At 70.6% G+C, this 19,409-nt stretch carries 19 protein-coding genes and 1 pseudogene; 8 read left to right on the forward strand and 12 right to left on the reverse strand.

Annotated features, from left to right (window positions below; genetic code table 11):
- Nucleotides 1–60: 60 nt before the first annotated feature.
- The 4 genes from ACIHFB_RS16865 to ACIHFB_RS16880 form a co-directional block, all read right to left on the reverse strand.
- Entirely contained in the window at nucleotides 61–1,101 is a 1,041-nt protein-coding gene (locus ACIHFB_RS16865) for a substrate-binding domain-containing protein (RefSeq protein WP_365273532.1), read from the reverse strand.
- Nucleotides 1,102–1,118: 17 nt separating this feature from the next.
- Nucleotides 1,119–2,138, reverse strand: coding sequence for an ABC transporter permease (locus ACIHFB_RS16870; RefSeq protein ID WP_365273535.1), 1,020 nt, complete (start codon nucleotides 2,136–2,138; stop codon nucleotides 1,119–1,121).
- The gene (locus ACIHFB_RS16875) at nucleotides 2,135–3,652 is read right to left on the reverse strand and encodes a sugar ABC transporter ATP-binding protein (protein ID WP_365273538.1); all 1,518 of its coding nucleotides are present in this window, start codon (nucleotides 3,650–3,652) and stop codon (nucleotides 2,135–2,137) included. Before ACIHFB_RS16875 ends, ACIHFB_RS16870 begins: the two co-directional genes overlap by 4 nt.
- A gap of 88 nt (nucleotides 3,653–3,740) precedes the next feature.
- Complete coding sequence (locus tag ACIHFB_RS16880; RefSeq protein WP_365273541.1) at nucleotides 3,741–4,922, reverse strand: ROK family transcriptional regulator; 1,182 nt, start codon at nucleotides 4,920–4,922, stop codon at nucleotides 3,741–3,743.
- Between the two features lie 240 nt (nucleotides 4,923–5,162).
- On the opposite strand from ACIHFB_RS16880, the gene ACIHFB_RS16885 reads away from it, so the two are divergent.
- The gene (locus ACIHFB_RS16885; RefSeq protein WP_400127187.1) at nucleotides 5,163–5,990 is read left to right on the forward strand and encodes an NAD(P)H-binding protein; all 828 of its coding nucleotides are present in this window, start codon (nucleotides 5,163–5,165) and stop codon (nucleotides 5,988–5,990) included.
- A gap of 19 nt (nucleotides 5,991–6,009) precedes the next feature.
- Here ACIHFB_RS16885 and ACIHFB_RS16890 read toward each other — a convergent pair whose 3' ends face one another.
- The 4 genes from ACIHFB_RS16890 to ACIHFB_RS16905 form a co-directional block, all read right to left on the reverse strand.
- Nucleotides 6,010–6,687 carry a GntR family transcriptional regulator gene (locus ACIHFB_RS16890; RefSeq protein ID WP_400127188.1) on the reverse strand — a complete coding sequence of 226 codons (678 nt, stop codon included), beginning with the start codon at nucleotides 6,685–6,687 and terminating at the stop codon, nucleotides 6,010–6,012.
- Between the two features lie 136 nt (nucleotides 6,688–6,823).
- A complete protein-coding gene (locus tag ACIHFB_RS16895; RefSeq protein WP_365273549.1) occupies nucleotides 6,824–7,762 on the reverse strand; it encodes a beta-ketoacyl-ACP synthase III in 939 nt (312 codons plus the stop codon).
- Nucleotides 7,763–7,909: 147 nt separating this feature from the next.
- Nucleotides 7,910–8,044 carry a hypothetical protein gene (locus ACIHFB_RS16900; RefSeq protein WP_015656642.1) on the reverse strand — a complete coding sequence of 45 codons (135 nt, stop codon included), beginning with the start codon at nucleotides 8,042–8,044 and terminating at the stop codon, nucleotides 7,910–7,912.
- Nucleotides 8,013–9,350, reverse strand: a complete 1,338-nt coding sequence (locus ACIHFB_RS16905; protein ID WP_400127189.1) for an OFA family MFS transporter — start codon at nucleotides 9,348–9,350, stop codon at nucleotides 8,013–8,015. The genes ACIHFB_RS16900 and ACIHFB_RS16905 overlap by 32 nt, the downstream gene beginning before the upstream one ends.
- 207 nt (nucleotides 9,351–9,557) lie before the next feature.
- On the opposite strand from ACIHFB_RS16905, the pseudogene ACIHFB_RS16910 reads away from it, so the two are divergent.
- Nucleotides 9,558–9,692 (forward strand): annotated as a pseudogene (locus ACIHFB_RS16910) (Fe-S-binding domain-containing protein); the annotation flags it as partial.
- Between the two features lie 7 nt (nucleotides 9,693–9,699).
- Nucleotides 9,700–10,548 (forward strand): formate dehydrogenase accessory sulfurtransferase FdhD, encoded by an 849-nt coding sequence (gene fdhD / locus ACIHFB_RS16915; protein ID WP_400127190.1) that lies wholly within the window; start codon nucleotides 9,700–9,702, stop codon nucleotides 10,546–10,548.
- A 67-nt stretch (nucleotides 10,549–10,615) separates the two neighbouring features.
- On the opposite strand, the gene ACIHFB_RS16920 is transcribed toward fdhD, so the two are convergent.
- Nucleotides 10,616–11,425: a LysR substrate-binding domain-containing protein gene (locus ACIHFB_RS16920; protein WP_365273559.1), complete on the reverse strand. Its 810-nt coding sequence runs from the start codon at nucleotides 11,423–11,425 to the stop codon at nucleotides 10,616–10,618.
- A gap of 130 nt (nucleotides 11,426–11,555) precedes the next feature.
- On the opposite strand from ACIHFB_RS16920, the gene ACIHFB_RS16925 reads away from it, so the two are divergent.
- A complete protein-coding gene (locus ACIHFB_RS16925) occupies nucleotides 11,556–12,275 on the forward strand; it encodes an SDR family oxidoreductase (RefSeq protein WP_400127191.1) in 720 nt (239 codons plus the stop codon).
- Nucleotides 12,276–12,279: 4 nt separating this feature from the next.
- Here ACIHFB_RS16925 and ACIHFB_RS16930 read toward each other — a convergent pair whose 3' ends face one another.
- Nucleotides 12,280–12,807, reverse strand: a complete 528-nt coding sequence (locus ACIHFB_RS16930; RefSeq protein ID WP_400127192.1) for an isochorismatase family protein — start codon at nucleotides 12,805–12,807, stop codon at nucleotides 12,280–12,282.
- Nucleotides 12,808–12,826: 19 nt separating this feature from the next.
- The gene (locus ACIHFB_RS16935; protein ID WP_400127193.1) at nucleotides 12,827–13,264 is read right to left on the reverse strand and encodes a MarR family winged helix-turn-helix transcriptional regulator; all 438 of its coding nucleotides are present in this window, start codon (nucleotides 13,262–13,264) and stop codon (nucleotides 12,827–12,829) included.
- 89 nt (nucleotides 13,265–13,353) lie between these two features.
- On the opposite strand from ACIHFB_RS16935, the gene ACIHFB_RS16940 reads away from it, so the two are divergent.
- From ACIHFB_RS16940 to ACIHFB_RS16950, 3 genes are all read left to right on the forward strand, one after another.
- Nucleotides 13,354–13,743 (forward strand): hypothetical protein, encoded by a 390-nt coding sequence (locus ACIHFB_RS16940; protein WP_400127194.1) that lies wholly within the window; start codon nucleotides 13,354–13,356, stop codon nucleotides 13,741–13,743.
- Between the two features lie 220 nt (nucleotides 13,744–13,963).
- Nucleotides 13,964–15,862, forward strand: coding sequence for an exo-alpha-sialidase (locus tag ACIHFB_RS16945; protein WP_400127195.1), 1,899 nt, complete (start codon nucleotides 13,964–13,966; stop codon nucleotides 15,860–15,862).
- Nucleotides 15,863–15,873: 11 nt separating this feature from the next.
- A complete protein-coding gene (locus tag ACIHFB_RS16950; RefSeq protein ID WP_400127196.1) occupies nucleotides 15,874–17,091 on the forward strand; it encodes a DUF4185 domain-containing protein in 1,218 nt (405 codons plus the stop codon).
- Here the strand turns inward: ACIHFB_RS16950 and ACIHFB_RS16955 are convergent.
- Nucleotides 17,027–18,031 (reverse strand): bile acid:sodium symporter family protein, encoded by a 1,005-nt coding sequence (locus tag ACIHFB_RS16955; protein WP_400127551.1) that lies wholly within the window; start codon nucleotides 18,029–18,031, stop codon nucleotides 17,027–17,029. The two genes, ACIHFB_RS16950 and ACIHFB_RS16955, sit on opposite strands and share 65 nt — an antisense overlap.
- A 169-nt stretch (nucleotides 18,032–18,200) precedes the next feature.
- Here ACIHFB_RS16955 and ACIHFB_RS16960 point away from each other — a divergent pair, with 169 nt between their 5' ends.
- Nucleotides 18,201–19,079: a LysR substrate-binding domain-containing protein gene (locus tag ACIHFB_RS16960; RefSeq protein WP_365273578.1), complete on the forward strand. Its 879-nt coding sequence runs from the start codon at nucleotides 18,201–18,203 to the stop codon at nucleotides 19,077–19,079.
- Nucleotides 19,080–19,409: the final 330 nt, after the last annotated feature.

Raw genomic sequence — 19,409 nt, forward strand, 5'->3', positions numbered from 1 at the left:
GCGCGGTGGGGGGTGGGGTCCGGCCCGGTGCGCGGGCCGGACCCGGGTGTCCGGGCGCGCTTACTTGAAGCCGGTGGACATGTACTGGTCGACGTTGGTCTTGTCGACGACGGCCGAGTAGAGCGTCATCGAGGCCGGGATCTCGAACTCGGCGAGGCCGCTGACGCCCTTGCCCTGGCCGAGTGCGCGGGCGAGGTCGATCGCGGACGCGGCCATGGTCGGCGGGTAGAGGACGGTCGCCTTGAGTACGCCGTCGTCCTGCTTGATGGCCTGGAAGGCGGAGAGCGCGCCCGCGCCGCCGACCATCAGGAAGTCGTCCCGTCCGGCCTGCTCGATGGCGCGCAGCGCACCCACGCCCTGGTCGTCGTCGTGGTTCCACAGGGCGTCGAAATTCGACTGGGCCTGGAGGAGCTGGGCCATCTTGGCCTGCCCGGACTCCACCGTGAACTCGGCCGCCTGGCGGGCCACCTTCTTCACGTTGGGGTAGTTCTTGAGCGCGTCGTCGAAGCCCTTGGTGCGCTGCTGGGTCAGCTCCAGGTTGTCGAGCCCGGCCAGTTCGATGACGCGGGCGTTCGACTTCCCCTTGAGCTTCTCGCCGATGTAGTGACCGGCGTTGAGGCCCATGCCGTAGTTGTCGCCGCCGATCCAGCAGCGGTACGCCTGCGGGGTGTTGAAGATCCGGTCGAGGTTGACGACCGGGATGCCCGCGCGCATCGCCTGCAACCCGACCTGGGTGAGCGCCTTGCCGTCGGCGGGCAGCACCACCAGGACGTCGACCTTCTTGTTGATCAGGGTCTCTATCTGGCCGATCTGCGCGGCCGTGTCGTTGGAGCCCTCGGTGATCTCCAGCGTGACGTCGGAGTACTTCTCGGCCCGGTTCTTGGCGTTGTCGTTGATCGCGTTGAGCCAGCCGTGGTCGGCCTGCGGTCCGGCGAAGCCGATGGTGACCTGCTTGCCGGGCTTGTCCTCGGCGGCGGGCTGGTCGTTCGCGGCCGGCTCGTCGTCGCTCGACTCGTTACTCGTGCAACCTGTAAGGAGGGCACCGGCGGAGACGGCGGCGGCCCCGAAGAGCAGTCCTCTACGGCTCGTGAGCTCTGACATTTCGGTGAACCCTTTCCTCAAGTCGTGCTTGCGGTACGGCGCTGGACCAGCACGGCGGCGACGATGATCGCGCCCTTGGCGATCTGCTGGACGTCGCTCTGCAGGTTGTTCAGGGCGAAGATGTTGGTGATCGTGGTGAAGATCAGAACGCCGAGCACGGAGCCGACGATGGTGCCGCGGCCCCCGCTGAGCAGCGTGCCGCCGATGATCGCCGCCGCGATGGCGTCGAGTTCGTACAGGTTGCCGTTGGTGTTCTGACCCGAGCCGGACAGGATGATCAGCAGGAACGCGGCGATGCCGCAGCACAGTCCGGACAGCAGGTAGAGGTAGAGCCGCTGGCGGCGTACGTCGATGCCGGCCAGCCGGGCGGCCTCCGCGTTGCCGCCGACGGCGACGGAGCGGCGGCCGAAGGTGGTCCGGTTCAGGATCAGCCAGCCGATGACGGTGACGACGGCGAAGACCATCACGAGCGGTGGGATGCCGAGGACGTACGAGTCGCGCTCGCCGAGGTCCAGGATGCCTTCCACGGTGACGATCTGGGTCTTGCCGTCGGTGATCTGGAGCGCCAGTCCGCGCGCCGAGGCCAGCATGGCGAGCGTGGCGATGAACGGGACCATCCCGCCGTACGCGATGAGCAGTCCGTTGACCAGGCCGCAGCCCACTCCGACGAGCACCGCCGTGAAGAGGATGCCCGCGAAGCCGTACTCCTGGGTGGCGACGGTGGTCGCCCAGACCGAGGCGAGGGCGACGATCGCGCCGACGGAGAGGTCGATGCCGCCGGAGATGATGACGAAGGTCATACCGACCGTGACGACACCGATCACCGAGCCCTGGGTGAGGACCAGTTGGAGGTTGCGGGTGTCGAGGAACTCGTCGGGCTTGGTGATGCCGCCGATCACGATCAGCGCGGCGAGCACGCCGAGAAGGGAGAGCGTACGGATGTCGGCGGTTGCCAACATCCCCCGCCAGACGGGTGGTCGGCCCACCGGGGCCGTCTTTTCGGTGCCGCCCCGGGGCGGGGAGACGTGCTGCGTCATGACGCCGGACTTCCTTCCATGACGAGGTCGAGTACACGGTGTTCGTCGAGCTCGCGGGCGGGCGCCTCGTGGACGACTCGCCCCTCGCGCAGCACCAGCACGCGGTCGGCGAGGCCGAGCACCTCGGGCACCTCGCTGGAGACCAGCAGCACGCCGAGTCCTTCGTCGGCGAGGCGGCGGATCACCGCGTACAGCTCGGCGCGGGCGCCGACGTCGACGCCGCGGGTCGGTTCGTCGAGCAGTAGCACCCGGCAGCCGCGCAGCAGCCAGCGGGCGAGGACCGCCTTCTGCTGGTTGCCGCCGGACAGGGTGCGGATGGGCACGGCGGGGTTGTCGGGGCGCAGGGACAGCTCGCGCGTCGCGGCCCGCGCCGCCTTCTGTTCGGCGCCCCGGTCGACCCAGCCGCCGTGCGAGAAGCGGGCCATGGAGGAGACCGACACGTTGTTGGTGACGGACTCCAGCATCAGCAGTGCCTGCGCCTTGCGTTCCTCCGGGGCGAGCCCGAGTCCGGCACGGACGGCGGCTCGCACGCTGCCGGGCCTGAGCGGCCGCCCGTCCACGCGGACCTGTCCCGAGCCTGCCTTGCGGGCGCCGTAGATCGTCTCCAGGATCTCGGAGCGGCCGGAGCCGACGAGACCGGCCAGGCCGACGATCTCTCCGGGGTGCACCGTCAGGTCGAGGGGCTCGAACTCGCCTTCCCTGGACAGCCCTTGCACCTCCAGCAGCGGACTCCCCGAGGCATCGCGCGAGGGCCGGTCCGGGAAGACGTACTCGACGTTCCGGCCGGTCATCAGCGCCACGACCTCACGCGTCGGTGTCGACTTCGCGGGCAGTCCGACCGCCACGGCCCGCCCGTCCTTGAGGACGGTGACCCGGTCGCCGATGCGACGGATCTCCTCCAGACGGTGCGAGATGTAGACGACGGCCACCCCGTCGGCGGTCAGGTCGGACACGATCCGGAAGAGGTTGTCGACCTCGTCCGGGTCGAGCGCGGCGGACGGTTCGTCCATCACGATCAGCCGTACGTCGTGGGAGAGCGCCCGCGCCATTGACACGATCTGCTGCTGCGCCGCCGACAACTCGCCGACGAGCCGCGCCGGATCGATCTCCGGATGCCCGAGGCGCCGGAGCAGCGCGGCCGTCGACTCGCGTGCGGACTTGCGTCGTACGACGAAACCGGCGGCCGTGGGTTCATGGCCCAGGTGGACGTTCTCGGCCACCGACAGGTGCTCCACCAGGTCGAGTTCCTGGTAGATGGTGGCGATGCCGAGGCGCATGGCGGCGATCGGCGAGCGGAGCGTGACCGCTTCGCCGCGCCAGTGGATCGTGCCGGTGTCCGGCTGGTGGGCACCGGCCAGGACCTTGATCATGGTGGACTTCCCGGCCCCGTTCTGGCCGAGCAGACAGTGCACTTCACCGGCCTGGACATCGAGGTCGACGCCGTCGAGGGCCCGGACTCCGGGGAACGACTTGGTGATGCCGGACATGCTGAGCAGCGGAGATTCTGGTGCCATGTGGCTTCCCCTTGGCGGGCGTGCGGGCCGGTTTCAGGGCAGGGCAAAGCAGGAGCGCGGTGCTGGACGTGCCGTGCGAAGGTGCTGCTTACGCGGGTGAGAACAGGTGGTCGCTGATGAGCCGGGCCGCGCCGATGACTCCGGCGGTGGGGCCCAACTCCCCCAGAACGATGGGCAGGTTGCCGGTCGCCAGAGGCAGCGACTGGCGGTAGACCTGGGTGCGGAGCGCGGCGAGCAGGGTGTGGCCGAGGCCGGTCACTCCACCGCCGATCACCACCAGGCCGGGGTTGAAGAAGGAGACGAGTCCGGCGATGACCTGGCCGACGCGGTTGCCGCCCTCACGGATCAGATCGAGGGAGGTGGCGTCACCCGCGGCCGCCGCTGCTGCGACGTCCACGGCGGTCAGGGTGCCGGACGCCTCCAGCCGGGAGGCGAGTTCGGCGGACCGTCCCTGCTGGGCCGCCTCCACGGCGTCCCGGGCCAGGGCCGCCCCGCTGAAGTGGGCCTCCAGGCAGCCCCGGTTGCCGCAGGCGCAGGGGCGGCCGTCGGGCACGGCCTGAATGTGCCCGATGTCGCCCGCGCTGCCCGTCGTACCGCGGTAGACGTTGCCGCCGACGACGATGCCGCAGCCGATGCCGGTACCGATCTTGACGCAGAGGAAGTCGGCCACGGTCCGGGCGACGCCGGCGTGCTGCTCCCCCATGGCCATCAGGTTCACGTCGTTGTCGACCATGACCGGGCAGCCGAGGTCCTGGCTGAGCGCCTCCCGCACCGGGAACCCGTCCCAGCCCGGCATGATCGGCGGTGCCACCGGCACACCCTCGGGGTAGCGGACCGGCCCCGGGACGCCGATACCGGCGCCGTCGAAGCCCTCCGCGAGCCCGGTGGCCCTCAACTTCGCGGCCATGGCGAGGACTTGCTCGAAGACCGCGACCGGGCCCTCGCGTACGTCCATGGGCTGGTTGAGGTGGCCGAGGATTTCCAGTTCGGCGTTGGTGACGGCGACGTCGACCGAGGTCGCGCCGATGTCGACGCCGAGGAAGCGCAGGCCCGGGTTGAGCCGGACGTTGTGGGAGCGGCGGCCGCCGCGCGAGGCGGCGAGTCCGTCGGCCACGACGAGGCCGGTCTCCAGGAGCCGGTCCACCTCCACGGCCAGCTTCGACCGTGACAGATCGACCTGATCGCCCAGCTGGGCCCGTGAGTTGGGGCCGCCGTCCCTCAGCAGCTGGAGCAGGCGGGCCTGGTGGGCGTTCGCGGGTCGTGCAGTCATGCGTCTCACGTGCCCCTCCCCGCCTCAATCGGCCACCAGTTGCCGGGCTTTCGAGTGGAACGTAGCAGCGGTCGCCGAAGCTGGGAAGAAGCTGTGCAGAGATTGCCGCCAACTTTCTCCACTCACAGGACAAAGATGGCTCCCGAAACACCGGATGCCCTGGTGCCACCCGCTCCGGGACCGCAGGATGGGCACCACACCCGGGCCGGCCGCGGCCCGGGACCGGCAGAGGGGGACCGCGTGATTCTGGTGACGGGTGCCACGGGAAACGTGGGTGCGGAACTCGTCCGTGCCCTGGCCGGGGCCGGGCAGCCGGTGCGGGCGCTGAGCCGTTCCGGCCGGGCGGACGGGTTACCGGCCGGAGCGGAGGTCACGGCCGGCGACCTCAACCGGCCCGAGACGGTGCGGGACGCCTTGGACGGCGTGACGGGCCTGTTCCTGATGCCCGGCTACGGAGGGCAGCGGCAGGTCCTGGCGGACGCGCGGGCCGCGGGCGTGCAGCGGGTCGCCCTGCTGTCCGGGAAGTCGGCGGGCTCGGGCGACACGGGCAACGCGGTCGCCGGCTATCTGATCGACGCGGAGAGCTCGGTGCGCGAGTCGGGGCTGTCGTGGACGTTCCTGCGGTGCACGAGTTTCATGTCGAACGCGCTTCAGCTGGCGGACCAGATCCGCAAGGGCGACATCGTGCGGGTGCCGTTCCCGGACGCGTACACCACCGACATCGACCCGTACGACATCGCGCAGGTCGCCCTCCGCGCCCTGCTGTCCGACGAGTTCGCGGGCCGGGCCCTCGAACTGACCGGACCCGAGGCGCTGTTGCCCGCCGACCGGGTCCGGATCCTCGGCGAGGTGCTGGGCCGGGACCTGCGCGCCGTGGGACTCACGCACGAGGAGGCGCGCGCCGACCTGGAGGCGCGCATGCCGAAGCCGTACGTCGACGCCTTCTTCAGCTTCTTCGTCGACGGCACCCTGGACGAGTCGGTGGTCCAGCCGACGGTCGCGGATGTCACGGGCCGGACGCCTCACACCTTCGCCGAGTGGGCGCGGGAGCACGCCGACGCGTTCTGAACCGCGAACCCCAGTGGGACTACGACCGTTGGCGCGCGTGGTACGAGCGGCGCGTGTGCTCGGTGTGCTCCCGCATGAGCTCGGTGGCGCGCCGCTCGTCCCGCTCGGCGATCGCGGCGATCAGGTCCCGGTGTTCGATCCAGGACTGATTGCCGCGCTGCCGGGCGATCGGCGTGTAGTACCAGCGGACGCGGCGGTCGACCTGGGCGGCGAGCTCGGAGAGGACCGCGTTGCCGGCCAGCTCCATGATCTTGGCGTGGAAGCGGGCGTTCATGGCGACGGCGCCGTCCACGTCGTCGGCGGCGACGGCCTTCTCGCCCTGCGCGCACAGCTCCTCCAGCGTGGTGATGCCGGCGCTGCCCGCGTTGGCGGCGGCGAGCCGGGCCGCCTCGGCCTCCAGGAGCGTACGGACCGTGAGGAGCTGGTCCGCCTCCTCCTCGGTCGGCTCGTGCACGAACGCGCCCTGGGCGGGCCGCAGATCGACCCAGCCCTCGGTGCTGAGCCGCTGCAGCGCCTCGCGCACCGGCTGACGCGACACCCCTAGATGGCCGGCGAGTTCACTCTCGACCAGATGCTGGCCGGGCTGGAGGGCGCGGGTGGTGATGAGTTCGAGCAGCGCCTCGTAGACACGGTCGCGCAGCGGTCCGGGTCGTTCGAGCTTGGGCACAGCTCCCTGCGGCAGTCCTGTCGACAACATCGCGGTCCCCCTCCTCGGCAGGGCCGTACACCGCAGCCGTAGCGTCAGCATGAATTGCCTTTCGTCTACAGTCTACGGCGCACCATGGCCAGGGGAACGCGGAGTTGGCCTCGTCACACCCGGGCGTCGTCGCAGCTCATGGGCAGCGGACGACCTGTCCCGCGTAGGAGAGATTGCCGCCGAAGCCGAACAGCAGGACCTGATCACCGGTGGAGATCTCGCCCTGTTCGACGAGCTTCGACAGGGCGAGGGGGATGCTGGCGGCGGAGGTGTTGCCGGATTCGGCGACATCGCGGGCGACGACCGCGTTGACCGCGCCGATCTTCTCGGCGAGGGGCTCGATGATGCGCAGGTTGGCCTGGTGCAGGACGACCGCGGCGAGGTCCTCGGGCGCGAACCCGGCCCTCTCGCAGACCTTGCGGGCGATGGGCGGCAGCTGGGTGGTGGCCCAGCGGTAGACGCTCTGCCCCTCCTGTGCGAACCGCGCGGGCGTGCCCTCGATCCGTACGGCGTGCCCCATCTCCGGCACCGAGCCCCACAGCACGGGCCCGATCCCGGGATCGTCCGTCGCCTCGACGACGGCGGCTCCCGCCCCGTCCCCGACGAGGACGCAGGTGGTCCGGTCGGTCCAGTCGGTGACCTCGGACATCTTGTCGGCGCCGATGACCAGGGCGCGGACGGCCGCTCCCGCCCGTACGGCGTGGTCCGCCGTGGCCAGCGCGTGCGTGAAGCCCGCGCAGACGACGTTCACGTCCATGGCGGCGGGCGAAGGGATCCCCAGCCGGGCGGCGACCCGGGCGGCCATGTTCGGGGAGCGGTCGACGGCCGTCGAGGTGGCGACCAGGACCAGGTCGATGTCGGCGGGTGTGAGGCCCGCCGACGCGAGCGCCTTGGCGGCGGCGTGCGCGGCCAGCTCGTCCACCGGCTCGTCGGGCCCGGCGATGTGGCGCGTCCGGATGCCCACCCGGCTCGTGATCCACTCGTCGCTGGTGTCGACCATGCCCGCCAGGTCCTCGTTGGTGAGTACCTTGGCGGGCTGGTAGTGGCCGACGGCGGCGATCCGCGAGCCGTTCATGGGTGGTCCCCCTCGTTGCCTTGGGTAGCGGATCCACCAGTCTGATCAGTGACTCGCGGGTACGGCGGCAGGTGATGCCACAGGAAACGGGCGTCCGGGTTGTCGGCTTCCGTCAGGCCCTCGGACGCCCGAACACTTCCCGAACAGTCACCCGGTGAACAGCTGCGTCGCCTTCTGTACGAGTTCGTACAGCCCGTAGGCGAGCGGCGCCCCCACCCACAGCCAGGCGAAGGCGATCAGCCCGCGCCGGTCAGGCGGACTCTGGCTGCTGTCGTTGGACATCGACGGCCTCCTGACTGGTGGGTGCGGGGATGTGATGGCGGGGGTTGACGGGCCGGACGAGTTCGTTGGCGATGAAGCCGACGACGAGCAGCCCGATCATGATGACGAAGGACGTCCCGTACAGGGACGAGCCGTGCTTGCCGGCCTCCTCCTGCCGGTCGGCGATCCAGTTCACGATCAGCGGTCCGAGGACTCCGGCCAGTGACCAGGCGGTGAGCAGCCGCCCGTGGATCGCACCGACCTGGTACGTGCCGAAGAGGTCCTTGAGATAGGCGGGGACGGTCGCGAAGCCGCCGCCGTAGAAGGAGAGGATCACCAGCGCGCTCAGGATGAACAGCGGCTTGGAGGAGTCGCCGAACAGCGCGAGCGAGGCGTACATCAGCGCGCCGACGCCCAGATAGACGCGGTAGATGTTCTTGCGTCCGATCAGGTCGGAGGTCGACGACCAGCCGATGCGGCCCGCCATGTTGGCCGCCGACAGCAGGGCGACGAAGCCCGCGGCGGCCGTCGCCGAGACCGGGGTCGAGGTGTCCGCGAAGAAGTCCGTGATCATCGGGGCGGCCTTCTCCAGGATGCCGATGCCCGCGGTCACGTTCATGCAGAGCACGACCCACAGGCACCAGAACTGCGGGGTGCGGATCGCCTGGTTCGCGGAGACCTGCGGGCCCTGAAGGGCACTCGGCGCACCCTCGACCGGCTTCTCCGTGCGCGGCACCCGTACCAGCAGCACGCCCAGCAGCATGAACACGGCGTACGACAGCCCGTGCACCAGGAAGGCGAGCGCGATCCCGGAGCTGTCGCTGCCGAACGACTCCAGCATCTGCGCGCTCCACGGCGAGGCGATCAGCGCGCCGCCGCCGAAGCCCATGATGGCGATGCCGGTGGCCATGCCGGGTCGGTCCGGGAACCACTTGATCAGGGTGGAGACGGGCGAGATGTACCCGATACCGAGGCCGATACCGCCGACGAAGCCGTAGCCGAAGACGATCAGCCAGTACTGCTCCGTCGCCGCGCCGAGCGCGGAGAGCAGGAAGCCCGAGGAGAAGCACACCAGCGCCACGGTCATCGCCCAGCGCGGTCCGTTGCGCTCCACGAGCGTGCCGCCGAACGCGGCCGACAGACCGAGCATCACGATGCCGAGTTGGAAGGGCAGTGCGCTCTGGGTGCCGCTGAGGTCGAGCGCGGATTCGAGCGGCGGCTTGAACACGCTCCAGGCGTAGGCCTGGCCGATGGAGAGATGGACCGAGAGCGCGGCTGGGGGGACGAGCCAGCGGCTCCAGCCCGCGGGTGCGACAGGGGGACTCATGATCCCGAACGGTAGAAAGAACAGAGGTAGTTGAAAAGGCGGCGCGTCGACCGTATGCGGTGAGCGGTATCCGTGACGCGATGAACGGTCGGACCGGCCGGTTTCCGAAGCCGCCGTCGAGCCACTGCCGGTCTTGCGAGAACCCTTGCCGCCTCAAGCCTGCACTGTAGACAATATTCCGTCTGCCATCGACGACCCGGCCCGGGTGGCTGCAATCTCACGCTCCACGTGCAGGACAATGAGATCGTGAAGGTCACCTCCCCGCACGACAACCCGGTGACCCACGGCAACCTCTGCATCAAGGGCCGTTTCGGCTACCAGCACGTACAGAACCGGGGCTGATCAGGACATGGGACGAGTCACGGAACGACGCAAGGTGATCCGGATCCGGGACGGGGCGGTCTCCACCCGCCCGGACACCCTCGTCGCCGAGGAACCCCTGGAAATCAGACTCAACGGCAAACCCCTCGCCATCACCATGCGCACACCCGGCGACGACTTCGCCCTCGCCGCCGGATTCCTCGTCAGCGAAGGCGTACTCGCCAAACAGAACGACCTCCAAAACATCGTCTACTGCGCCGGCGCCACCACCGACGGCTCCAACACCTACAACGTCGTAGACGTGAGAACAGCCCCAGAGGTCGTCATCCCCGACATCACACTCGAACGGAACGTATACACCACCTCCTCCTGCGGCCTGTGCGGCAAAGCAAGCCTCGACGCAGTCCGCACGACCACCCGCTGGCCCATCAACGACACTCCCCCGGTCCGACTCGACCCCGAACTGCTCGCACGCCTCCCCGACCGGCTGCGCGCGGCACAACAGGTGTTCGACCGGACCGGAGGCCTGCACGCCGCCGCCCTCTTCACCGAAGACGGCGAACTACTCGACATACGCGAAGACGTCGGACGCCACAACGCCGTCGACAAACTGATCGGCCGCGCCCTCCAACACGGCAACCTGCCACTCTCCCGAACCATCCTCCTGGTCTCCGGCCGGGCGTCCTTCGAGCTGGCGCAGAAGGCCGTCATGGCCGGGATCCCGGTCCTGGCCGCCGTCTCCGCCCCCTCCTCCCTGGCCGTGGACCTGGCCACCGAAACCGGCCTCACCCTGATCGGTTTCCTACGGGGCACCTCCATGAACGTGTACGCGGGACAGGACCGCATCGCCCTACGGGCCGCGGCCACCCAGGGCTGAACGGCCCCCCGCGACACGACGGCGGGGCCCACCGGCGGGGAGCGCCCCCTGCGCCGCGGGTCTCGCCTCAGCCCTGTGCCAGTTTCACGAACGCCGCGATCACGGGTGAGCGGCGGTCCGCCTCCCAGGCGAGGTAGACCTGGTCGGGGTCGGCGTCCGTCACGGGGACGTAGGTGATGTCGGGGCGTGAGTACTGCGCGGCGACGGATTCCGGGACGAGGGTGATGCCCTGTCCGGCCACCACGCGCTCGAACTTCTCCTCGATGGTGCGGATGGGGACGTCGTCCGGCCCGGGGTCCGCGTAGCGCAGTCGTGGCTCGCCGTCGAGGTCGGCCACGACGAGTTCCTCCTTGCCTGCGAGCCGGTGGTCCGTGGGGAGCATCGCCACTCGGCGCTCGGTGAACAGCGGCAGCAGTTTCAGGCCGCGCTCGCGGATCGGCCGGCGTACGTAGGCCAGGTCGACGGTGCCGTCGAGGATCAGGTCCTCCTGGTCGTCCCATTCCACTCGGCGGGCCTCGACGCCGATGTCGGGATGGGCGGCGCAGAAGTCGCGCAGGGCCCGCGACAGCACGATCCCCGCCCGGAAGCCGACGACCAGGCGGCGCGGCCCGTTCGCGGCGCGCCGCACTCGGCTCCGGGCGGCCTCGGCGTTCGCGAGCAGGTACCGGGCGTCTTCGAGGAGTTGATGCCCGGCCGGGGTCAAGGTCACGCCGTGGCTGTCGCGTTCGAAGAGTGTCGCCTCCACGTCCTTCTCCAGCGCCCGGATCTGACGGCTCAGCACCGGCTGCGCGATGTGCAGCCGCTCCGCCGCGCGCGCGAAGTGCAGCAGCTCGGCCACCGCCACGAAGTAGCGGACCTTCCGCAGGTCGAGGTCCATGGCCCGCTCCTTCCGTCCGGCCGGCGGCGATGTCTTCAGGGTATCGCCGACGCCGAAAGAGGTCTTGGACGGCGGCGGGGGTGCGATCGCAGGCTGGATCACGGTGAACCACACGCGGAAGGGAAACATCATGAGCCTGCAAGGACAGCGGATCGTCGTCGTCGGAGGCACGTCCGGCATCGGACTGGCGGTCGCGGAGGCGGCCGCACAGGAGGGCGCCGACGTGGTGGTCGCCTCACGCAGCGCGTCACGCGTGGAGAGCGCGCTGAAGCTGCTGCCCGAGGGCGCTGAGGGACACCCGCTCGACGTGACCGACGAGGCGTCGGTCGAGGCCTTCTTCGGGCGGGTCGGCGCCTTCGACCATCTCGTCTTCACGGCCGGGGAACCGCTCACGTTCCAGCCGCTGGCCACCATGGACCTGACCCTCGGGCGGTCCTTCCTGGAGGCACGGCTGTGGGGCACGTACGCGGTGGTCAAGCACGGCGGCCCGCTGATCCGCGAGGGCGGCTCGGTGGTGCTGACCTCGGGCACCGTCGCCCGGCGACCGATGGCCGGTACCTCCGTCGCGGCCGGACTGTGCGGTGCGATGGAGGCGCTGACCCGGGCGCTGGCCCTGGAGCTGGCGCCGGTCCGGGTGAACGCGGTCGCGCCCGGCGTCGTCCGCACCGATCTGTGGCGGGACCTCCCGGAGGCGGACCGGGCGGAGCTGTACCGGGCCACGGCCGACTCCCTGCCCATCGGCCGGGTCGCCAGCCCCGAGGACATCGCCGAGACGTACCTCTATCTGATGCGCGGCGGCGTCAGCACGGGCTCGGTGGTCGTCGTCGACGGCGGCACGGTGCTGGTCTGAGGCCTCAGCCGACCATGAAGCCCACGTCGGCCGCCGACACCACCGATCCCAGCCGCGGAAAGTCCAGCCGGACCGACGCGTCGTGCTCGGCGGCCGTGAACGCGGTCATGGCGTCCTCGACGAAGACGAGTTCGTAGCCGAGGTCGCCGGCCGCGCGGGCGGTGGACTCGACGCCGAGGTTGGTGGTGATGCCGCCGAACACCAGAGTGGTGACGCCGCGTTCGCGAAGGCGGTCGTCGAGGCCGGTGCCCTGGAAGCCGCCGATGGTGCGCTTGACGACCTCCAGGTCGCCGTCCCCGCGCAGTCCGGCGGCGAGACCGCTGCCGGACGGCTGCTCGGCGACGCCGGGGCGCTCGACGCGGATCAGCACGACCGGCGCCCCGGCCGAGCGGAACGCCGCCGCCAACTCCTCGGCGACGTGCAGGACTTCGGCGCCCTTGCGGGGCTCCAGGGGCAGCGCGACGATCCGGTCCATCAGATCGACGAGCACGAGGGCGCTGCGCGTGGGATCAAGCGCGAGAGGTGCGTTCATGACGGAACGTTATCCGCCGTCAGCCGTCCGTACCGGAAATCCGGATCAACAGCCCCATGAACTGGTCGCGTTCGGCGGCCGACAGCGGGGCAAAGAGTTCGTCGTCCGCCACCCGGGCCGCCTTCTCGCAGCGCGCCAGCAGCCGGGCACCCTCCCCGGTGACGGACACCGCGTTCTTGCGCCGGTCCGTCGGGTCGGGGGCGCGGACGACGAGGCCCGCGGACTGTAGATCGTCGAGTATCCCGACGACGTCCTTGGGGTCGAGGCCGACGCTTCTGCCGAGGTCGGCCTGGGCGACGGGGGCGAGGTCGGAGACGGCCGAGAGCACGACGTGGTGCCACACCTTCATGCCCTCCGTGGCCAGCGCGGCGGCCACCAGCGCGCGCCCCCGGGCGGCGGCCCGACCGAGCAGCCAGCCGGGCAGGGCCCGTATCGCAGGAAGGGGAGCTTCGGCCATGGCAACACACTAGGTGAAAAGTCGTTGGACTTCCCCACGATCATCTGCTTATCGTTGGGACTCCCAACGAACTCCTGGAGGTGCGGTCGATGCGTCGCGTCCGGTACGACGCCCCCGGTGGCCCCCTCCTGGAGCAGCCCCGGCGACGTCTGGTGCGGTTCAGCAGCGCCCTGGAGGGGCGCGAGGAACCGCACGACCGGCCACGACGCAACCGCAGACGACCGACGGCCCGTCGCGGCCCGGCGGCGAAGCCGCATGTCCTCCCATCCCGCGGAGCGTCTCGCGGCGTGGGCCGACCGGCGGTACGGCTCGCCCGGCTGCGGGGCGATGTCCCGGGCCGGCCCGTCGACCATGAGCCCGACGGGCTGGGCGGCGGCGGGACCGTCCGGGCGTACGACCCTCTCGTGGGCGGCAGGACCGTGACGGGCCTTCTGCCGGCCCGAATAGTCCGCGAGCGGACCGAGTTGTTCGCGTCGTAGCGCCGGGAGCCGTGGCGGTGGTCCGCCGAGGGTTCCCGAGGCCCGGGAAACGCATCACCGGCAGCAATCCCCCCAACGCTCCCACGCGCCCCCCTGCACGCTTCTTGTGAGCTGTCGTTCACCACAACTACCGTCTGTGACACGCGCGTTGGACGTGGGATGTCCAGGGGTCAGATGTCCAGAGGTCAGATGTCCACATGCCTGAAGGGCAGGTCATGCCATGCCGCCGAGTCTTCGTGCACGTCTTGGATCCACCCTCCGGGCTCTGAGATCCACTCTCACCGCGGCCGCCGTCACCACGGCGGCCGCCGCACTGCCGAGCCCCGCACACGCCCAACCCGCCACCAAGGCCCCCGTGTTCGAACAGCAGGTCCTCTTCAAGGCCTCGCAGGACCCCGGCTACGCCTGTTTCCGCATCCCGGCGATCGTGCGCACCAACGCGGGCACACTGCTCGCGTTCGCCGAGGGCCGCGTCCTCAACTGCGGTGACGCCACCGACATCGACATCGTCGTCAAGCGCTCCACCGACGGCGGGAAGACCTGGGGCCCGCTCCAGGTGGTCAACGAGGGCGTGGGCGACACGCACGGCAATCCGACACCGGTAGTGGACCAGAAGAGCGGCCGGATCCTGCTGGCGGAGACGTACAACGAAGGCCGTACGGACACCGGGAACTGCGCCACGCCCTGCGAGCGCAGCCCGTATCTCCAGCACAGCGACGACGACGGCCGCACCTGGACCGAGCCGCGCGATCTGAGTGAGGAGATCCTGCCCGAGGACTGGAACTCCTGGTACGCCACCGGGCCGGTGCACGGCATCCAGCTCACCCGCGGTGAGAACGCCGGGCGGATCGTCATCAGCGTCAACGGCGAGACCTGGGACGGCAGCCGGGTCACCCAGAACCACGCGGCGCTCATCGTCAGCGACGACGGCGGCGACCACTGGCGGCTCGGCGCCGGCGAGTCCTCGGAGGTCGCCGAGGACGGCACCTTCAAGCAGAAGAACGGCGAGCTCACGCTGGCCGAACGCACCGACGGCACGATCCTGGTCAGCGGCCGCGAGTCGGACGGCACCGACCTCGGCCATCGCACCCAGGCCGTCAGCCAGGACGGCGGCGACAGCTTCGCCACGCCGTTCCAGGACCTCCCCGACCTCTACGCCCCTCAGGTCCAGTGCTCGATGCTGAACGTGACCAGCCGCCTCCTGCTGGCCTGCCCCGGCGACCCGGACCGCCGCCGGACCATGATGATCCGCTCCTCGTACGACGGCGGCGCCACCTGGGACAGCGTGGACCGTGGCACGGTCGTCGCCCGGGACTGGTCCGGCTACTCCGACCTGGTGCACATCAGCGGCACCACCGTGGGCCTGATGTACGAGGGCGGGGCCGTCGACGCCCGCGACGAGATCCGCTTCGCCCGCTTCACCGAGGACTGGCTCACCCCGCAACGCGGCCCGGACCCCACCACCGCCGACCAGGCCCTGCTCGCCTCACCGGCCTCCGTGCTCGGCGGCCCCACGCCCACGGACGGCGCGTTCGACGGAGCGCTGGCCTTCGACGGCGCCGACGACGCCGTACGCCTGCCATACCACGAGCGGCTCCCGATCGGCACCAGGGACTTCACCGCCTCCCTCTGGTTCCGCCACACCGCCAAGACCGGCGAGCAGCCGCTGCTGTCGATGGGCGGGGTCGCGACCGGCCAGCCGCACATCACGCTGCGCGGCGAGCCCGCGAGCAACCGCGTGCAGGCCCTGATGACCGCGCGCGAGGGTGCGACGATCGTGCGCAAGGCGGAGGTGAACACCGCGGGCGCGTACAACGACGGCCGGTGGCACCATCTGGCGTTCCGCCGCGGTGGTGGAAAACTGACGCTCTTCATCGACGGGGAGACGATGAGCACCGCGGACGTGGCCGGCTCGGTCAGCCGCAACTCTCCCTTCGGCGTGCACATCGGCCAGCGCATGGACAGCCGCGCCTTCTTCACCGGCGCGATCGACGACGTCCACGTCTGGTCCCGGGCGCTGACCGACACGGAGATCGCCCAGGTCCGTACGGACGGCACGGGTCCGGTTGGCGACACCGTCCTGTGGCTACCCATGGACCAGGTCACCGGCAGCGACTAACGTCGCGGGGCGTGCCCGACGACGTACGAGCGCGACAGCGGACGGGGACCGGGCTCGGCCTGTTGCTGACCCTGGTGCTCGCGGCCGTACTGCTCACCGCCCTCCCGGACGGCGACCGGGAGGGCGGCGGCGCGTGCCCGGCCCGTGCGGTGGGTTCCTGGTCGGCGGACCGGCGGCTCACCGGCGAGTTCGCCCGCTACGGCGACGACGCGAGCCGCGCGGACGACTGGACCGGCGGCGACGGCAGCCACTCGGTGCGGCTGCCGGACGGCCGGCTGCTGTGGCTGTTCTCGGACACCTATCTCGGTCAGGTGCATGCGCCGCCCAACCCGGTCGGCGAGTCGTACGCCTGGCGCGACACGACAGCCCCGCTGGTCCGCAACTCGGCCGTGGTGATGCGTGACGGGCGGCTCCGGAGCACCCTCCCCGCACCCCTCTTCCCCGACCCGGCCCCGAACCGGTGGCGGTGGCCGGTCGCCGCGCAGGTCGAGCCCCGCTCGCCCGGCTCGTCGGAGCAGGTCGTACGGGTGCTGCTGTGGGTGCGGACGGCAGGCCAGTCGCCCTGGATCTACGGCGTGCCCACCGCCACCGAGGTCGCCACACTGTCCCTGCCCGACCTGCGGGTCGAGTCGGTCGTCCCGGTGCTGGACCAGCAGTGGGTCGCCGATCCCTCCCGGCGGGTCCTGTTCGGCACGACGCTGGTCCGGGAGGGCGGGTGGACGTATGTCTTCGGTGGCGACGACGGCCAGGCGGCGTCCCGCCCCGCCTCGTCGGCGTATGTGGCGCGGGTGCCCGCGGGCAGGCTCGCCGAGCCGGGCGCCTGGCAGTACTGGAACGGCTCCGAGTGGGCTGCCGGTGCCGTCCCCCGCACGGTGCTGGGCGACGGGGTGGGCAGCGCGTTCTCGGTGGTGCGCGCGGACGGGACGTACGTCCTGTTCACCATGGCGGCGGGTGCGAAGGGTCTGACCACCGTCACCTCGTACTGGGCCTGCTCCCCCACCGGGCCCTGGCACGGGCCGACCCGGGGCTTCAGCCCCGGACTGCCCGACGGCCAGGTCGCCGCCTACAACCCGCAGGTCCATCCCGAACTGAGCGGTGACGGGCGGCTGGTACTCAGCTATGACGTCAACTGGCTGGACACCGGCGGCGGCGCGGCGGCGCAGCTCAGCCGGAACGTGTCCCTGTACCGACCGCGATTCGTGTCTCTCCGGCTGGCACCGGCCCGCTGAGCTCCTTGTCGTGCGACCGGCGCTTGGCGATCACCGCGCACACCATCAGCTGCATCTGGTGGAACAGCATCAGCGGCAGCACGGCCAGCGAGGCGTGCGCGCCGAACAGGACGCTCGCCATGGGCAGTCCGGCGGCCAGGGACTTCTTCGAGCCGGCGAACTGGATCGCGATCCGGTCCGCGCGGTCGAAGCGCAGCGCCTTGGCGCCGTACCAGGTCAGGGCGAGCATCACGGCGAGCAGCAGGGCCTCGACGACGAGCAGGCCGCCCAGCCGGGCGGGGCTGACCTGATGCCAGATGCCCTGCACCATGCCCTCGCTGAACGCCGTGTAGACGACGAGGAGGATCGATCCACGGTCGACGAGCCCGAGCACCTTCTTGTGCCGGGTGATGAACCGGCCGATCCAGCGCCGCAGGACCTGCCCGGCGAGGAACGGCACCAGGAGCTGGAGCACGATCTCGATCAGCGAGTCGCCGGAGAAGCCGCCGCTGCTGCCCAGCAGCGAGGCCGCCAGGAGCGGGGTGATGACGATGCCGACGAGCGAGGAGAAGGAGCCCGCGCAGATCGCGGCGGGCACATTGCCGCGGGCCATCGAGGTGAACGCGATCGACGACTGGATGGTCGACGGGACGAGGGTGAGGAAGAGCAGGCCCTGATAGAGGGGCTCCGTCAGCAGCACCGGGACGAATCCGCGGGCGGCCAGACCCAGCAGCGGGAAGATCGCGAAGGTACAGGCCAGGACCGTGACATGGAGCCGCCAGTGCTTGAACCCGTCCAGTGCCTCGCGCGTCGACAGCCGGGCCCCGTACAGAAAGAAGAGGAAGGCGATCGCGGCCGTGGAAGCACCCGAGGCGACGTCGGCGCCCGTCCCGCGCGCCGGGAGGAGCGCGGCGAGCCCGACCGTCCCGAGCAACAGCAGGATGTACGGGTCGATCGGCATCCAACTCGGCCAACGCAGGCGTTTCACGGTGCTCCACTGACTCTTGCTCTCGGGCGGTACAGGGCCAACACTTCCCCGCTCCATCGTCCTCCTCCACAGCCTGATCGGGAATCCGTCATACCGCTCTGACTGTCATCACGTTCCGCGATAAGGCGCTAGCGTGGTTCCCATGTACGACCCCTCCCATCTGCGTACCTTCCTTGCGGTGGCGCAGACGCTGAGCTTCACGCAGGCCGCCCGGCGGCTCGGACTGCGCCAGTCGACCGTCAGCCAGCACGTACGGCGGCTGGAGGACGCCGCCGGACGGCTGCTGTTCACCCGGGACACCCACTCCGTGGAGCTGACCGAGGACGGCGAGGCGATGCTCGGCTTCGCGCGCCGGATCCTGGAGGTCCACGAGCAGGCGACGGCGTTCTTCACCGGTACCCGGGTGCGCGGCCGGCTCCGCTTCGGCGCCTCCGAGGACTTCGTGCTGACCCGGCTGCCGGAGATCCTCGAAGGTTTCCGCCACGACCACCCCGAGGTCGACCTGGAGCTCACGGTGGAGCTCTCCGGCACCCTGCACGAGCAGCTGTCCGCCGGGAAGCTGGACCTGGTCCTGGCGAAACGGCGCCCTCAGGACCCGCGCGGCGAACTGGTCTGGCACGACGACCTGGTGTGGATCGGCGCGGAACGCCTGCGGCTGGACCCCGAGCGCCCGGTCCCGCTCATCGTGTACCCGCCGCCCGGCATCACACGCGCCCTGGCCCTGGAGGCCCTTCAGCGCCAGGGCCGCGAATGGCGCATCGCCTGCACCAGCGGCAGCCTCAACGGCCTCCTCGCGGCGGCCCGCGCGGGTCTCGGCGTGATGGCCCACTCCCGCGGCCTGATCCCACCCGGCCTGGTCCGCATGCCGGAGCGCGCGGGCCTGCCCGAACTCGGCCAGGTCGACTTCGTCGTGGTCCACGGCCGCCACCGCACCTCGGCCCAGGGCGCAGCGGACGCCCTCGCCGCGGCCATCCTGACGGGCGGCGACCGACTGCACCGGCGTCAGCAGAAGGCCTTCTGAGACGTCGGCGCGCTGATCCTCGTGGGCATCGGTACGGGGCTGGTGGCGCCTTCCCCGAGAACGCCCGCCCTGGTCAGGCCATCGGGCCCAGTGACGAATGCGCCCGTGCCGACGCTGGCAGAAGAGCAGACCGCACACCGGAGCCGACCCGCCCGGTGCCGTAATCGCGCCGTACAGATTCGGTGGAGATTACGGCACCGAAACTTACTCAACCGTAAGGAAAGTGTCCGACCCTTCCCTATGTGAGCGCATTTTCGGACACCGACCAGGGCGTTTCTGAACGTTGCTCCGTTTCGACCCCCCTCCCGCCCCGCTCCCGGGTGGGGTAGC

This window comes from Streptomyces sp. NPDC051963, assembly GCF_044593495.1.
Taxonomy (GTDB): domain Bacteria; phylum Actinomycetota; class Actinomycetes; order Streptomycetales; family Streptomycetaceae; genus Streptomyces.

Coding starts and splice junctions, on each gene's coding strand:
- ACIHFB_RS16865 (WP_365273532.1), bottom strand. CDS start 1,101: ATGTCAGAGCTCACGAGCCGTAGAGGACTGCTCTTCGGGGCCGCCGCC.
- ACIHFB_RS16940 (WP_400127194.1), top strand. CDS start 13,354: ATGCGTCGCGTCCGGTACGACGCCCCCGGTGGCCCCCTCCTGGAGCAG.
- ACIHFB_RS16960 (WP_365273578.1), top strand. CDS start 18,201: ATGTACGACCCCTCCCATCTGCGTACCTTCCTTGCGGTGGCGCAGACG.
- ACIHFB_RS16935 (WP_400127193.1), bottom strand. CDS start 13,264: ATGGCCGAAGCTCCCCTTCCTGCGATACGGGCCCTGCCCGGCTGGCTG.
- ACIHFB_RS16895 (WP_365273549.1), bottom strand. CDS start 7,762: ATGAACGGCTCGCGGATCGCCGCCGTCGGCCACTACCAGCCCGCCAAG.
- ACIHFB_RS16955 (WP_400127551.1), bottom strand. CDS start 18,031: ATGCCGATCGACCCGTACATCCTGCTGTTGCTCGGGACGGTCGGGCTC.
- ACIHFB_RS16880 (WP_365273541.1), bottom strand. CDS start 4,922: ATGACTGCACGACCCGCGAACGCCCACCAGGCCCGCCTGCTCCAGCTG.
- ACIHFB_RS16905 (WP_400127189.1), bottom strand. CDS start 9,350: ATGAGTCCCCCTGTCGCACCCGCGGGCTGGAGCCGCTGGCTCGTCCCC.
- ACIHFB_RS16930 (WP_400127192.1), bottom strand. CDS start 12,807: ATGAACGCACCTCTCGCGCTTGATCCCACGCGCAGCGCCCTCGTGCTC.
- ACIHFB_RS16875 (WP_365273538.1), bottom strand. CDS start 3,652: ATGGCACCAGAATCTCCGCTGCTCAGCATGTCCGGCATCACCAAGTCG.
- ACIHFB_RS16890 (WP_400127188.1), bottom strand. CDS start 6,687: ATGTTGTCGACAGGACTGCCGCAGGGAGCTGTGCCCAAGCTCGAACGA.
- ACIHFB_RS16925 (WP_400127191.1), top strand. CDS start 11,556: ATGAGCCTGCAAGGACAGCGGATCGTCGTCGTCGGAGGCACGTCCGGC.
- fdhD (WP_400127190.1), top strand. CDS start 9,700: ATGGGACGAGTCACGGAACGACGCAAGGTGATCCGGATCCGGGACGGG.
- ACIHFB_RS16920 (WP_365273559.1), bottom strand. CDS start 11,425: ATGGACCTCGACCTGCGGAAGGTCCGCTACTTCGTGGCGGTGGCCGAG.
- ACIHFB_RS16870 (WP_365273535.1), bottom strand. CDS start 2,138: ATGACGCAGCACGTCTCCCCGCCCCGGGGCGGCACCGAAAAGACGGCC.
- ACIHFB_RS16900 (WP_015656642.1), bottom strand. CDS start 8,044: ATGTCCAACGACAGCAGCCAGAGTCCGCCTGACCGGCGCGGGCTGATC.
- ACIHFB_RS16945 (WP_400127195.1), top strand. CDS start 13,964: ATGCCGCCGAGTCTTCGTGCACGTCTTGGATCCACCCTCCGGGCTCTG.